Here is a 14936-nt window from a genome sequence, read left to right as displayed (position 1 = left end):
GTTTATGATCTGACAGATTTAATTCACTGATATACTTATATTCACAAAATCGGAAAATACCACAACAAACTTGTAGCTATAGAAAAAGAAGCTAAAGGATACCCCTTAGCTTCTTTTTCTATAGTCGTTTTCATCCTAATACAAGACAGTTATTGAGCTTGGGCTTTTTTAATTTGTTTACTTCTTAATTGTCCACAAGCAGCGTCAATATCAGTCCCATGTTCTTGACGAACAACACAGTTAATCCCTTTCTTTTTCAGCGTATCATAAAAGGCCATCACCGATTCCGGATCGCTTCTTTGGTACTGACTATGTTCATCAACCGGATTATATGGAATTAAGTTAACGTATTGTCGCTTTTCTCCAATCAATTCAGCAAGTTGAAGCGCGTCTTCCTTACGATCATTCACATCTTTCAGCAAGATATATTCAAATGTAATTCTCCGGTTCGTTTTTTCCAAATAGTAGTCAACAGCCTTCATTAATTCTTCTATCGGAATCGCACGGTTTATTTTCATAATCCGCGTTCGAAGTTCATCATTTGGTGCATGCAATGATATGGCTAAATTCACCGGTAATTTCGTATCGGTAAATTTATAAATTTTATCTGCAAGACCGCTCGTAGACACGGTAATATGTCTCGCTGCAATTTCAAGTCCTTTTTGATCAATAACAACTCTTATGAAGTTAATAAGATTATCAAAATTATCAAATGGCTCGCCAATTCCCATAACCACAACATGACTTACTTTTTCACCTTGATCCGCTTTATCCAAATGATGCTGCACATTCATAATTTGTTCTACGATTTCCCCGCTGGATAAATCACGTGTTTTTGCTAATAATCCACTCGCACAAAAACTACAGCCGATGTTACAGCCGACTTGCGTTGTGACACAAACGGATAAACCGAATTTATGTCTCATCAATACCGTTTCGATCAAATTGCCATCATGTAACTTGAACAAAAACTTAACCGTCCCATCCGCAGATTCCTGCTTAATATGCTTAGTTAATGTTTGTATGACAAAGTGATCAGCCAATAATTGAACACACTCTTGATTGACATCGATCATGTCAGTGAAGCTTGTTATCCGCTTCCTATATAGCCAATCCCAAACTTGAGATGCACGAAACTTTTTATGCCCATATCCCATAAGCCATTCTTCCAGTTGATCAAAAGTCAACCCGTAAATGGATTCTTTCTTCATTTGTAACCCTCTCTTCAAAGCTCTAAAATTTACCCCTATTCTACGCTAATGCTGGCTAAACAAGCAACCCGTTTATTATCGTTCCAATTTCTCAAAAAAGCAAGGATAGACAGACTGACGCTGTCTACAAAAAGCGCTCCTGAAATCCAAAAAGAGATCAATGATCTGCAAAATGCTCTTCAAATTAGCGAAAAAGCACCCGTCTCCAAAAAGGTTGAGTCTACATATGTAATGAATGGACGCATAATACGAAAAAAATCGCACCTTCATCGGTACGATTTTTTTCTTTGATATTAAATTATGCTCGTTATATTTTTCGTTTTTCAACTAAATCAGCAGCTAGTTGGTTTGTCCGTTTCTTACTCAACGGGTATAATAATACCAAGATAAGGAAAACCACTATATAGATGACGGCAGGCACTAAAGTAGCGAGTGCATGAATCCCATCAAGCGTGCTTTGCGTTTGCGCCTCACGAGTGGCATCATAGCCAACCGCTGCAATGGCAATACCACCGAGACCGCCCGCAATCGCTTGGCCTATTTTTCGAGCCATTGAATAGATCGAATAGACCGTGGCATCTTCCCGCAAACCAGTTAAATATTCATGGTAATCGATCACATCTGTTACGAATGCCCAAACGACTAAATTGAAGAAGGCAAATCCAAACATCCCTACAGCTGAAAGAGTGATAAATGGCGTTAATGTCAAGTTTGGCATGAAGTATAAAAGAGTATAGACAGCGCCTGCAAGGAACATACCTGCGGCCGCTGTTTCTTTTTTGCCAAATCTAGCTACAAGTGGTGACACTAACGGAATGGCCAAAAAGACAGATGCCGCTTGGATAAAGCCTACGATACTTAAAGCGGCTGCGTTACTGAAATAATCCTTAAATAAATATACATTAACCGTACCAATCAGCATCGTATTCACCATAAAAAGTAAAGATGCAATCAAAATAAAAATTAATGGCTTATTTTTCAAAAGACCTTTCATTGTTTTACCCATATTCACTTTTTCTTTTTCAGGTGCAACAATACGTTCCGTTGATAATTTATAGCATGCCATGTAACAAACAATCGCCAGAACACCAAAAATAGCGGCTGCCATCAGCATACGGTTCGCATCTATCTTATTGTCTACAAACACAATAAGCGGGCCAAGTACATTAATGATTAAACTTGCCAGCATTGCCCCCATCGTTCTCCAAGTGGATAATGCTGTACGTTCAAGAGGATCGCTCGTAATGACAGACGCCATGGAGCCGTATGGAATGTTCACCGTGCTGTATAAAGTTCCCCAGACAATATAGGTAACGAAAGCCCATGCCATATAAAATCCATCCGACATCCCTGGAATTGTCACGAACATTAATACACCTGAAATCACGAGCGGAAAGGACATTCTGAAAATCCATGGTTTAAATTTACCGTTCTTTCCAGGCTTTCTCGTATCAATAAACCGGCCCCATGCAACATCCGCAAAAGCATCCCACAGTCGAGCAACTAAAAAGAGGACCCCTACCGTAGCTGCATTAATATGAAAAACATCTGTGTAAAAAACCATTAAGAATGTCATGACTAGCATAAAGAAAAAATCATTACCGAAATCACCAAACAAATAACCAAATTTATCTCTCATGCCAAATTTTCTGATTTCTGTATTTGTAGATCCTGCTTCTATTGTTTTTTGACTCATCGTTTATCCCTCCATTACTTTAATTTGAACTTTTAAATCCTTTATGATGTAACCGTTAACATTTTCCTGATAATTAATAGAAATAGGTCCTAAGCAGATTTGCCTTTTCCTTTAAAAATTATTCTTTTTTAAAAACCCTTTCAAAAATACTATCGGATCTTGATATAGATAATTAATTAGTTTATTGAACTAACAAAATTGCGTATAAATAGAATACCATCCTCTTTTTGTTGCGTCAATATTAATTTGTAAGCGCTTCAAAAAACATTTTCCCATATTATGAATAATTCAACAGAAGGGAGTCACTGCGTACACTTGACCTAAAATAGAAGAGTATGTACTGATCCCATCCTCCCTTATTAATTAAATATAAAATGTAAAGCTGTTCCTTCGTTAGTATAAACACGATTGAAGAAACAGCTTTTTTATATAGAATTTTGCCTGTATGTTTAGATTATTTCATTATTTTTTGAATCAATTCCCGATTGCGCTTTTTAAAAACCTCATTATGAGAAGAGACCATTCCGGTTTTATTAGCATCAGGCTGAATAAATTGCTTTGCTTTATTTATAGCGTTTGCAGCATCTTGGAAAGCACCCGCTATTAAATGTAATTTCCCTTCGTGCTTTAAAATGTCTCCAGCTGCGTATAGTCCATCTACTGAAGATTCGCTCGCCGCATTACCTGCGATATAGTAATGATCTGCTATTGCTATATTCACTTCGCTGTTTTCAAGTAATGTCTTATCACGTTCATAACCATGATTAATAATCACTTCATCAATGGACAAATACGACATCTCTCCTGTTTCATGATTTGTTAGTTCAACACGTTCAATGACTTCATGATCAGTGCTTGCTACTAGTTTTGTAATCGACGTATTGAAGAAACAAACAGCGGAACTGTGCATCAGCTCTGTTACTTGTGCTTCATGACCTGCTAAAGCATCTTTTCTATATGTTACATAAACATTTTTTGCGATAGGCTCTAATTCATTTGCCCAATCGATTGCGGAATTCCCGCCACCTGAAATAATTACCGTTTTATCTTTAAAATGTTTTAAAGACTTTACTGTGTAATTTAAATTAGACACTTCGAACCTCTCTGCACCTTCTATTTCTAACTTTTGCGGGTTCAATATTCCACCACCAACAGCCACAATGACTGTTTTCGAAAAATGCTTTTGGCCTGAGGCAGATTGTAATATAAAAATGCCTTTATCATCACGTGTGATCGACTCTACTTTTTCATTCAGCACTACTTCTGGATTAAACGTTAATCCTTGCTCTACAAGTTGTTCAATTAATTTTGCTCCTGTTATTGGCATCAGTCCTCCAACGTCCCAAATCATTTTCTCTGGATACACATGAATTTTCCCGCCTAATTGTGGCTGATATTCAATAAGCTTTGTTTTCATTTCTCTAAGTCCACTATAAAAAGCGGAATAAAGCCCTGCTGGACCTCCTCCAATGACCGTTACATCAAATAACTCTTGCTGTTTCATATGTGTTCACTCCTGTGAATTAATTGTAATTGATTATCATTATCAATTATATAATCTTAATGAATTTGGAGGTTACGTAATGGTTCGCCTATACACAGATGATTTAAAGATTGGCTACAGTGAACGATTAATTGTAAAAGATCTCAGTATACAAATTCCAGATAAAAAAATCACAACCATTATCGGTTCAAATGGCTGTGGAAAATCTACGTTATTAAAAGCACTGACCCGTATTATTCCATATCAATCTGGAACAGTTGTTTTAGATGGAGAACACATCTCTAAAGAAAGCACAAAGCGACTCGCAAAAAAATGGCGATTCTTCCACAAACACCGGAAAGTGCTAGTGGATTGACGGTCGGTGAGCTAGTGTCTTATGGACGTTTTCCCTATCAAAAAGGCTTCGGACGCTTAACAAAAAAAGATTATGAAATCATTGATTGGGCACTTGAAGTCACAGGAACACACGATTTTAAGTTCCGACCTGTCGATGCCCTGTCAGGAGGTCAACGCCAACGTGTCTGGATCGCCATGGCTCTTGCACAAGAAACGGAAATGATTTTCCTTGATGAACCTACGACTTATTTAGATATGGCACATCAACTAGAGGTTTTAGAACTGTTGCAAAAATTAAATGCAGAACAAGAACGTACAATTGTCATGGTCCTTCATGATTTAAACCAAGCTGCTCGTTTCGCTGACTTTATCATTGCTTTAAAAGACGGAGAAATTGTGAAAGCGGGAAATTGTGAGGAAGTGATGAATCATGACGTGCTAAAAAAAGTATTTCATATTGACGCTGAAATTGGACGGGACCCCCGGACAAATAAACCAATTTGTGTTGCATACGATCTATTAAAAGGAGACGATAAAAATGAAAAAACGATTCCTCCCATTCATGCTATTGCTCGTGCTCATTATTAGTGCTTGCAGTAATGAATCTGACAATAACGAGAAAAAAGCTTCTACGGACAAAGAAAAAGCAGGCACCATCACCTATCAATCCGAAAATGGACCTATCGAAGTTCCTGCTGACCCACAACGGGTTTTGGTCCTTTCTTCTTTTGCCGGTAACATCATGGCTTTAGATGTTAACCTTGTCGGTGTGGATTCATGGTCCAAGATGAACCCGCGCTTTGACGAAAAATTAAAGAATGTTGAAGAAGTATCCGATGAAAGTTTAGAAAAAATTATTGAACTAGAACCTGATTTAATCATTGGTTTATCAACAATTAACAACGTCGATAAATTGAGTGAAATTGCTCCTACTGTCACGTATACATACGGAAAAGTAGATTATTTAACCCAACACTTAGAAATAGGCAAATTATTAAATAAAGAAAAAGAAGAAAAAGCATGGGTTGATGACTTCAAAAAACGTGCACAAACAGCTGGTGAAGACATTAAAGACAAAATCGGCGAAGAGACAACTGTTTCTGTCATTGAAAACTTTGACAAACAACTTTATGTATACGGTGATAACTGGGGCCGCGGTACAGAAATTCTTTATCAAGAAATGAAATTAAAGATGCCTGAAAAAGTAAGAGAAACGGCTTTAAAAGATGGATACTACGCATTATCTTTAGAAGTTTTACCTGAATTTTCAGGAGACTATGTCATTCTTAGTAAAGACTCGGAGCAGGATAATTCATTCCAAGAAACCGATACGTATAAAAACATCCCTGCTGTTAAAAATAACCGAGTTTTTGAAGTGAACATGAAAGAATTTTACTTCAATGATCCATTAACGTTAGATTTTCAGCTGGACTACTTTATTAAAAACTTTCTCGGTCACTAATTCAAATAAGGAGGAATTCTTAAGTTAAGAATTCCTCCTTTATTCTATAAAAGAAAAGATGATTATTTAATGATGAAAGAAAACGGTTATACGATCCCATTTATTTTTAAACTGATTGCCGGAATCCTTGTATTTATTGGGATGTTTTTGACAGCAATGGTATTCGGAGCAGCGGACATCGCCCTTAAAGATGTTTGGCTGGCACTTTCTTCGGGAGCGAAGGGAGATGCTATTTCCATTATCCGTGAAATTCGCCTGCCGCGTGAAATTGCTGCTATTTTTGTTGGAGCGGCATTAGCCGTTTCGGGTGCCATGATGCATTTACTTGGACTAACAGCTGGGGCAAATGCTGCACTGGCCATAACCGTAGTCTTTATCCCTGCAGCCAATTATTTCGGAATTATGATTGCTTGTTTTGTGGGAGCAGCTATCGGAGCCTTGATGGTTTTCGGTCTTGGTGCTATGAAGAAGGGCGGCTTTTCCCCTCTGCGTATTGTACTCGCTGGGGCGGCTGTTTCCGCCTTCCTATCTGCTATCGCAGAAGGAATTGGTATTTATTTTAAAGTTTCAAAAGATGTATCCATGTGGACAGCCGGAGGATTAATCGGTACTTCTTGGGGACAGCTTCAAGTGATCGTGCCCTTTATTTCGATCAGTATACTTATTTCTCTTATCCTCTCAAGACAACTGACCATTCTTAGTTTAAACGAAGAAACAGCCGTTGGACTAGGTCAAAAAACAACACAAATAAAAACGATCCTATTTATTGTCATTACATTACTCGCGGGTGCTTCTGTAGCACTTGCTGGGAATATGGCATTTATCGGGTTAATGGTTCCTCATATCGTTCGAGCAATTGTTGGAACAGATTACCGTTATATTATACCGATGGCGGCTGTTTCAGGAGCCATTTTTATGCTGTTTGCCGATACGCTTGGCCGTACAATCAATTCTCCTTATGAAACACCTGTGGCGGCTATTGTTGCCATGCTAGGCTTGCCCTTCTTTCTTTTCATCGTTCATAAAGGAGGTAAAACGTTCTCATGATTCAGCCAGCGTTACTCAAAAAACAGCGAATCGTCTTTTGTCTGTTAACAACACTTATTATATTGACAGCCGTTATTGGAATGGGGATCGGTTATTCCCCATTAACGTATGACAGACTAATCCCAACTTTTCTCGGTCAAGGTACATTTAAAGAAGATTTTATTTTATTTTCTGTCCGGTTACCACGGATCATCATTACGTTATTAGCAGGCATGGCACTTGCCCTATCTGGTGCTATTTTACAAGGAATTACACGCAATGATTTAGCGGATCCCGGCATTATTGGTATAAATTCTGGAGCCGGTGTGGCTATTGCTGTTTTCTTTTTGTTTGTCCCTGTCCAAGCGGGCGCATTCGTTTACTTGCTTCCGATTGTTGCTTTTGCAGGTGCTTTAATGACCGCATGCTTGATCTATGCATTTTCGTATAACCGAAATGGAGGTCTTAAGCCCGTTCGATTAGTGCTCGTTGGGATCGGATTTTCAATGGCCCTTTCCGGCATCATGATTGTACTCATTTCATCAGCTGAACGTTCAAAAGTGGACTTTATCGCAAAATGGTTAGCCGGGAACATTTGGGGTGCGGATTGGCCTTTTATATGGGCCATCCTTCCTTGGCTGTTAGTCCTTATTCCCTTTACGCTATACAAAGCCAATCGTTTAAATCTTCTTGGACTTAGTGAACCTGTGGCGATAGGCGTCGGGGTTTCGATTGAAAAGGAGCGGATTGCCTTGCTCTTAACTGCAGTTGCACTAGCCGCTTCTGCTGTTTCCGTTACAGGTGGAATTGCCTTTATTGGGCTCATGGCTCCCCATATCGCAAAAGCGTTAGTAGGTCCGCGAAATCAATTGTTTCTTCCCCTCGCCATTCTAATTGGCGGATGGCTTTTATTATTTGCAGACACAATTGGACGTAATGTAGTGGACCCGGATGGTGTTCCAGCAGGTATTATGGCCGCATTAATCGGTGCACCTTATTTCATGTACTTATTATTGAAAAAATAAAGATCGTTTAGTATGTAGATAAAATCCCTTGCCTTGATCAGCGCTACTTGCTTTAAAAGCACACATTATCGACCTAATAATCGTGATCACACTAAGCGGTAATTAGACAAAATGCTGCAATGAGTAATAGCGTGTGTAATTGTCATATGATTGCTGTTTCACTGGCCTCCTCCTTAATGATCATTAAGGGTTTTATGAGAGAGCGAAAAAAACCTATATTCTTATTCCTATTTTACAGCAAATCCTCTCCAGTTAACTCCCGTTTAAATAATTGAATGACTTGCTTAGATATAATTGAAAGTGGCTCGTCTCTTTTTTTCAACCATCCGAAATAGATCGTCTGCTGTAAATATGGCGTCACCTCTAACGTAACTAATTCACCACTGATCACAAGTGGATGATTAGCAAATGAATAATCATGTCCAATAGTCATGGCCACTCCTTCTATCAAAGCTTTCTCAATCGCATAGCTATTATTCGTTGTAAATAATATATGAACCTGACCGAAGCTTTCGGTAAAATCTCGTATAAACCAATTGACATAATCATCTTTATATAAAATAAAAGTTTCCTTTTTTAGCTCTTGAGGATGGATCGTTTTCCTCCCAGATAAAGGAGAATTTTTCCCGACACAAACAACCATCTTTCCTTTGACTAAAGGTTCAAAATCTAACCCTATTTTTTCTTGCAACATCTCTTGACTCATAGCAACAAACCCCGCATCAATCTTGTTTTGGCGAAAATTTTCCATGATCTCAAACGATCCTTTTTCAGATATTTCTATACTAAGATTTGGGTACTTTCTTTTCAAAAAAGCAACTGTTTTAATTAAGGATGGCATGACGCCAGGAATTCCTTCAAACCGTAATTCTCCAGCTATTGAATGTGTTTGAAAATAGGCTTCTTCCTTGATTTCTTGAATCTTATTTAAAGCCTCTAACGATTTTTTTATTATCTCTTTTCCTTCCTTCGTTGGAATAGCTCCTAGCCGGGAACGTTTGAATATTTTTAATCCTAATTCCTTTTCCAGTGCTGTAATAGACAAACTAATGCCTGATTGCGTGATATGAAGTGATTCAGAAGCTTTCGATATGGACTGACATTTCGCCACCTCAACAATGTGCTTTAGCTGTTCAAGATTCATAGACGTCACCCTTCCTTAAGTAAAACTTAAGTATCCATTAATAATATTAATTTTATTAAAACATAATACAACATTATAATGTAGATATTAGAGTATATATTAACTGTTTAAGGGGATGAAAAACATGAAAGCAGCTGTATGGTATGGAAAACATGATGTCCGTGTGGAGAATAAAGAAGAACCTATCATCCAACCAGGAAAAGTAAAAGTAAAGGTTGGCTTCGCAGGTATTTGTGGAAGCGACTTGCATGCTTATCACGGTGTTGGCGTTCAAGAAAACGTTCCACATCCCGTTTCTGGAGAAATGGCGCCACTTACATTGGGCCATGAATTTGCTGGAACAGTTGCTGAGGTAGGAGAAGGTGTGAGTGGTATCTCCATCGGCGATCGAGTAACGATTGAACCTCTTATTTATTGTGGTAAATGTGAATATTGCAAGCAAAATCATTATAATCAGTGTGTAAATTTTGGCTTTATCGGATTAAACGCCAATGGCGGATTTGCAGAATATGTTATTGTTGAACCTTCTATGGTACACAAACTTCATGATTCTGTTTCACTTGAAGAAGGTGCCCTTGTTGAACCAACGGCTGTTGCAATGCACTCCGTACGACAAAGCAAACTAAAACTAGGCGATAAAGTCGCTGTTTTTGGCGTTGGACCAATCGGTTTATTAACGATTATGGCCGCACAAGTAGCTGGTGCATCTGAAATTTATGCAGTCGATGTTTCTCCAGAACGTCTTTTAAAAGCAAAAGAAGTGGGCGCTACACACACAATTAATGCAATAGAGGAAGACTCCTCAGAAGCGATTCTTTCCCTATCTGGAGGCGGTGTTAACGTTGCCTATGAAGTCGCTGGTGCTGAAGTGACATTAGCTAATGCCATTTCTTCCATTAAGAAAAATGGAGAAATTATGGTGATCTCTATCATCCCTGCACCTGTGAAAGTAGATATTCTTCAACTTACTATTAAAGAAGCTAACCTTACATCTGTATTAGCTTACCGCAACATCTTCCCTGAAGTCATCAGCTTAATCGCTTCAGGTAAACTTGATGTGAAAAAGATTGTTACAAAGAAAATCACTTTAGACAACATCGTTGAAGATGGACTAGAACTTCTTGGTAAAGATAAGAGCCAAGCTAAAATTTTGATCGATGTTCAACAATAATTAAAGACGATATCAAATTAGAAAAACCTATGGAGCCATCCTGTGACTCCATAGGTTTTTTAATGAAAATGGATGGCTCGCGTTATGCTCCTCAATATGATCTTGTAACTTATTTTGTTTGCTCTGCAATATGATAGACACCTTCACGAGCACCGTAATATTTTACACTTTCTGAAGCTACTATTGTCGCTTTTTCGAGTGCACATACAAACGATAATCCCTCATGATAACGATAGTAGCAATAGGCACCGTGTAGTACATCTCCAGCCGCTAATGAATCCACCGCTTGAATTTTCGGTACTTTAATTACTCCGCTATTTGATTTTTCAAACCATAAAGTATCCTTTTCACCGTCTGTAATCGCTTTATGATGGACAGATGTATTTTCCAAATATGTGAGTAAGTCACTTTCCGGCGGATGACAATTTACCGATGCAATCACTTCATCTGCCAGCCCTAGACATTCTGGGAAATGCGGTTTCCATGAACCAGGATCTAAAACAATTTTTTTGTTTAACGCTCTAGATTTTTTCAAAAAATCAATAGATACTTCAGGAAGATTACAGTCTGAAAAACAGAAGCTTGCTTCATTAATTAACTTTTCATAGCTAGTTGCTTTATGAATAGAAAACTGTTGTTGCCCGCTCCAAATTGTACGAGTCGCCTTTTCTTTATTGACTAACACACTAGATAAACTAGGTAAAAGTTCAGAACCGATTGCCATATCAATTACAGTGATATTATAAATATCTAATAATTCAGACTTAATTGCTTGAGCAATTGTTGTGTCACCAAGACAAGTGATGAGCGTAGCATTACCACCTAAAATGGCGTATGTAATCGCTGCGTTCGCAGCAGGTCCGCCAACAAATGTTTGATAATCGTTCGTTTTACTTTTAAAGTTTTCTTGCGGGAATTCATTTTGATAGTATGTAATATCTAAGCCCGTTAATCCCGTAAATACCCCTTGAACCATATCCATTTTCCCCCTTATAATATCTACTTGTTGCTTAGAAAAATATTCTTTAATCCCCTTTGCCATCATTTCTGAAAATGAACTTTATCGGTATACATAACAAATCTTGTATGTTTTCTCTAATAGTATTCTTGCGAGATCGTTAAAATCATTTGCCCCTCTTAATCTGATGAAATCTGCAATTGAAGTAGCTGATAAACTTATTTTTAATGGGGCTGTCCGATTTTAACCAGGTAAGCTAAGCAGTCTCCCACTTCAAACGTTAAGCCATGAATAGTTCACTTGATGTAATAAAATGAAACTTCTTTCAGTGGGGGTTAGGTTCACAGGATGTGAATTATGCAGACGTTGTCACAGGGCGTGACGATCTTAGTCTACATTCCGCTCATCCCCGACTGAATAAACAGGAACTCAGGTAAAGAGCACCGCGTCCTGCGGCAATACGTGAGTGACCGGCTTCAGCCGGCCCGAACCGATCGGGCTTTTACGGGCAGTTGAACCCCCGCTTATCCTTCTTTTCTTTTCGACGTCTTCAAGCGGGGGTCTTACTGCCCGTTAATGCGGGATAAAACTAGTGTAATGGAAAAGTCACTTTCCTTCAATAATATGATAATTGAACCGGCTACACTAAGTTAGACAGGTTATATAAATCTAAATGAGTTTTTTATTTTGTAGGTCTTAAAAGCAAACAGCACAGTATAAACAGATATTTTTGTTTATTGGAAAAAATCTAAAAAATAAATAAAATGTGGTAAAATTAATTTAACAGAAGGATAAAGTGAAACTTCTTTCAGTGGGGGTTAGGTTCACAGGATGTGAATCATGCACACGTTGTCACAGGACGTGACGATCTTAGTCTACGTTCCCATCCCCCACTGAATAAAAAAGAACTCAGGTAAAGAGCGCCGCTTCCTGCGGCAATACTTGAGTGACCGCTTCAGCCGGCCCGAACCAATCGGGCTTTTACGGGCGGTTGCTCCCCGCTTATCCTTCTTTTCTTTTCGACGTCTTGAAGCGGGGTCTTACTTCTTACTGCCCGTTAATGCGGGATAAAACACTGCCCTGCTAGAGACCAATTGTAACGTTTACTTTGTTAAGTTCATATAAAAATGGTGTGTTCAAAAAGTAACTAACCGACTTTTCATAATTGTTTTTTAGCACTCTGTCAATTTTATATTACTTTTCTTTATATTGAGTTTAAAATATTGGACTAAAAACATGGAGGGTGGACGAAAACAATTAAGATGAAAAATAGAATAGTAAAAAACGTGACGTTATTTTATTTTTTTATTGCAATCGTTTTTACATTAGTGATACATCTACTTGTACCTTTAGTAAGTCATGCAGCCGAGCTTTCAAAACCTATTATATTAGGACCACATTATGATGTTTTTCGTGATCCTTCCAATGATATCAAAATTGATGATATCTTATCCGGTAAATATGACAAGTCCTTTGTTGCAAGTACTCAAGAATATTTGAACTTTTGGCATACGGATGATACGGTTTGGCTTCGGTTAGATGCTGATGAAATAATAAAGAATAAGGAAGAATCCTACTGGCTAGAACTAATAGATAAACTAGAAAGTATTGAGGTATTTTTGCTGAAAGAGGACGGTACATATGATATACAAAAAGGTGGATTCTCAAATTTGGATAGTCGGGAAATTAAATTTCGCTCTATTCTATTTACAATAAATGATCCATCTATACAAGAAATTTATATTAAATTAGAGGGATCACTTCCACTAACAGTGATTTCTTCTCTCTATACAACAAATGGATTTATAGAAAAAATTATCTCGTATAAATTTTTCACAGGTGCTTTTTACGGATTTTTGACTGCATTATCCATTTATAATCTATTTTTGTTTTTTTCATTAAAAGAAAGATCTTATTTATACTATGTTTTTTATATGTGGAGCTTTATGGTCTTTCAAGCAACGATGAATACCTTTGATATTGAACTAACGGGTCACTTATTACCTGAATGGTTTTTCACAAGGTCTTTAGTGTTAAGCTGCAATTTGTTACTTTTATGTATGATTTTATTTGGAAGAGAATTTCTTGAGCTAAAAAAATATTTACCCATACATAATCAAGTGTTAACGGTATCATTATGGATAACCATCTTGTCCTTTATAGCGGTGTTTATCATTCCTGACGTATCCATTGTCAATGATTTCACAACGGTATTTACGATGCTTGTCCTTTTGTTTCTTTGGATTTCAGGATTACGCTTATTGCTAAGAGGGCATAAAATCGCTCGGTTTTATATGGTCGGATGGACAGTTTTACTTGGCTCTATAATTATTCAAGGGTTAGGATTTATAAGTATTATTCCACTTCATCCACGAATATATGAAGATGTTCCTGCAATCGCCGCCATTTTTGAAGCCGTATTCTTGTCATTAGCGTTAGGGGATAAAATCAATATTATTAAAAAAGAGCATCAAGATATGCAACAAAAATTAAACGAAATCCTTGAGCACAAAGTAAAAGAACGAACGCAGCAATTAGAAAAAGCAACAAGGGAGCTTGAACATTTAGCAAATACGGATAGACTAACTCAAATACCTAATCGTGTCCGATTAGATTATGTATTGGAAAATGAATTGAAACGTGCTCAAAATGAGTTTATACCATTTTCCGTCATATTGTTGGATGTCGATCATTTTAAGGAAGTAAACGATCAATTTGGCCATCAAGTAGGAGATATTGTGTTAATAGAAGCAGCGAAACTATTAAAAGATAATATGAAGGATATGGATACGGTTGGAAGGTGGGGAGGCGAGGAATTTTTAGTTATTTGTCCACAAACCACACTAGAAGATGCTTTACAGCTTTCAAAGAAACTTCGTAAACAATTAGAAAATCATCGTTTCCCAATAGTAGAACGAAAAACGTGTAGCTTTGGAGTCACTTGTTATGTTCAAGGTGACACATTAAATACTTTGATATCAAGATGTGATAAAGCTTTATACCACGCTAAAGATAGAGGAAGAAACTGTGTTGAATATTTGATAAAATAACACCGTGCCTGTCACTCCCCGAAAAATTTTGTTTCACATCCATGTTTCACGATCTTTGGATATTATTACTTGCTTTAAAGATGATGTAAAAGATCATCCTATAAAATCACTATATTAGGATACTCTTTTATTGGAAAATGATCTTATTTAGATATATTACCGTTCACCGCCTTTATTAAACAGGTGGTTTTTTTGATGAAGTAAAATTGACACCTAAAAACGATATGACGACGAAATTGTTCAGTCCTTTCGAATCGTTCTAGACCGATTCGTACAATAGCCCCTACTGACTTCTGATAGTTCAGCTACTTAGTGAGGTTATAAAGTGAAACTTCATTCAGTGGGGGTTAGGT

The 14936-nt window shown here is 37.5% G+C and carries 10 protein-coding genes and 1 pseudogene; 6 read left to right on the top strand and 5 right to left on the bottom strand.

The window, feature by feature from the left end:
* Positions 1 to 149 precede the first annotated feature (149 nt).
* From rlmN to BLL40_RS03885, 3 genes are all read right to left on the bottom strand, one after another.
* A complete protein-coding gene (gene rlmN, locus BLL40_RS03895) occupies positions 150 to 1211 on the bottom strand; it encodes a dual-specificity RNA methyltransferase RlmN (protein ID WP_073710613.1) in 1062 nt (353 codons plus the stop codon).
* 307 nt (positions 1212 to 1518) lie between these two features.
* Positions 1519 to 2907: an MFS transporter gene (locus tag BLL40_RS03890; protein WP_073710612.1), complete on the bottom strand. Its 1389-nt coding sequence runs from the start codon at positions 2905 to 2907 to the stop codon at positions 1519 to 1521.
* A 454-nt stretch (positions 2908 to 3361) separates the two neighbouring features.
* A complete protein-coding gene (locus BLL40_RS03885) occupies positions 3362 to 4411 on the bottom strand; it encodes an NAD(P)/FAD-dependent oxidoreductase (RefSeq protein WP_073710611.1) in 1050 nt (349 codons plus the stop codon).
* Here BLL40_RS03885 and BLL40_RS03880 point away from each other — a divergent pair.
* From BLL40_RS03880 to BLL40_RS03865, 4 genes and pseudogenes are all read left to right on the top strand, one after another.
* Positions 4377 to 5335, top strand: a pseudogene (locus BLL40_RS03880) (ABC transporter ATP-binding protein). The gene BLL40_RS03885 and the pseudogene BLL40_RS03880 sit on opposite strands and share 35 nt — an antisense overlap.
* Complete coding sequence (locus tag BLL40_RS03875) at positions 5286 to 6209, top strand: iron-hydroxamate ABC transporter substrate-binding protein (RefSeq protein ID WP_073710610.1); 924 nt, start codon at positions 5286 to 5288, stop codon at positions 6207 to 6209. The pseudogene BLL40_RS03880 and the gene BLL40_RS03875 overlap by 50 nt, the downstream one beginning before the upstream one ends.
* Before the next feature lie 69 nt (positions 6210 to 6278).
* On the top strand, positions 6279 to 7256 hold the full coding sequence (locus BLL40_RS03870) for a FecCD family ABC transporter permease (protein WP_073710609.1): 978 nt from the start codon (positions 6279 to 6281) through the stop codon (positions 7254 to 7256).
* Positions 7253 to 8260 carry a FecCD family ABC transporter permease gene (locus tag BLL40_RS03865; protein WP_073710608.1) on the top strand — a complete coding sequence of 336 codons (1008 nt, stop codon included), beginning with the start codon at positions 7253 to 7255 and terminating at the stop codon, positions 8258 to 8260. Before BLL40_RS03870 ends, BLL40_RS03865 begins: the two co-directional genes overlap by 4 nt.
* A gap of 232 nt (positions 8261 to 8492) precedes the next feature.
* On the opposite strand, the gene BLL40_RS03860 is transcribed toward BLL40_RS03865, so the two are convergent.
* Positions 8493 to 9404: a LysR family transcriptional regulator gene (locus BLL40_RS03860; protein ID WP_073710607.1), complete on the bottom strand. Its 912-nt coding sequence runs from the start codon at positions 9402 to 9404 to the stop codon at positions 8493 to 8495.
* A gap of 124 nt (positions 9405 to 9528) precedes the next feature.
* Here BLL40_RS03860 and BLL40_RS03855 point away from each other — a divergent pair, with 124 nt between their 5' ends.
* Complete coding sequence (locus tag BLL40_RS03855; RefSeq protein WP_073710606.1) at positions 9529 to 10575, top strand: 2,3-butanediol dehydrogenase; 1047 nt, start codon at positions 9529 to 9531, stop codon at positions 10573 to 10575.
* Between the two features lie 109 nt (positions 10576 to 10684).
* On the opposite strand, the gene BLL40_RS03850 is transcribed toward BLL40_RS03855, so the two are convergent.
* On the bottom strand, positions 10685 to 11551 hold the full coding sequence (locus BLL40_RS03850) for a PfkB family carbohydrate kinase (protein WP_073710605.1): 867 nt from the start codon (positions 11549 to 11551) through the stop codon (positions 10685 to 10687).
* 1244 nt (positions 11552 to 12795) lie between these two features.
* Between BLL40_RS03850 and BLL40_RS03845 the strand changes: the two genes are divergently transcribed.
* Positions 12796 to 14583, top strand: a complete 1788-nt coding sequence (locus tag BLL40_RS03845) for a sensor domain-containing diguanylate cyclase (RefSeq protein WP_083566257.1) — start codon at positions 12796 to 12798, stop codon at positions 14581 to 14583.
* Positions 14584 to 14936 lie beyond the last annotated feature (353 nt).

The sequence above is a fragment of the Domibacillus mangrovi genome (assembly GCF_001906925.1).
Taxonomy (GTDB): domain Bacteria; phylum Bacillota; class Bacilli; order Bacillales; family Domibacillaceae; genus Domibacillus; species Domibacillus mangrovi.
This window is presented reverse-complemented; position numbering and strand designations above follow the sequence as displayed.

Coding starts and splice junctions, on each gene's coding strand:
- BLL40_RS03860 (WP_073710607.1), bottom strand. CDS start 9,404: ATGAATCTTGAACAGCTAAAGCACATTGTTGAGGTGGCGAAATGTCAG.
- BLL40_RS03890 (WP_073710612.1), bottom strand. CDS start 2,907: ATGAGTCAAAAAACAATAGAAGCAGGATCTACAAATACAGAAATCAGA.
- BLL40_RS03850 (WP_073710605.1), bottom strand. CDS start 11,551: ATGGTTCAAGGGGTATTTACGGGATTAACGGGCTTAGATATTACATAC.
- BLL40_RS03865 (WP_073710608.1), top strand. CDS start 7,253: ATGATTCAGCCAGCGTTACTCAAAAAACAGCGAATCGTCTTTTGTCTG.
- BLL40_RS03855 (WP_073710606.1), top strand. CDS start 9,529: ATGAAAGCAGCTGTATGGTATGGAAAACATGATGTCCGTGTGGAGAAT.
- rlmN (WP_073710613.1), bottom strand. CDS start 1,211: ATGAAGAAAGAATCCATTTACGGGTTGACTTTTGATCAACTGGAAGAA.
- BLL40_RS03875 (WP_073710610.1), top strand. CDS start 5,286: ATGAAAAAACGATTCCTCCCATTCATGCTATTGCTCGTGCTCATTATT.
- BLL40_RS03885 (WP_073710611.1), bottom strand. CDS start 4,411: ATGAAACAGCAAGAGTTATTTGATGTAACGGTCATTGGAGGAGGTCCA.
- BLL40_RS03845 (WP_083566257.1), top strand. CDS start 12,796: ATGAAAAATAGAATAGTAAAAAACGTGACGTTATTTTATTTTTTTATT.
- BLL40_RS03870 (WP_073710609.1), top strand. CDS start 6,279: ATGATGAAAGAAAACGGTTATACGATCCCATTTATTTTTAAACTGATT.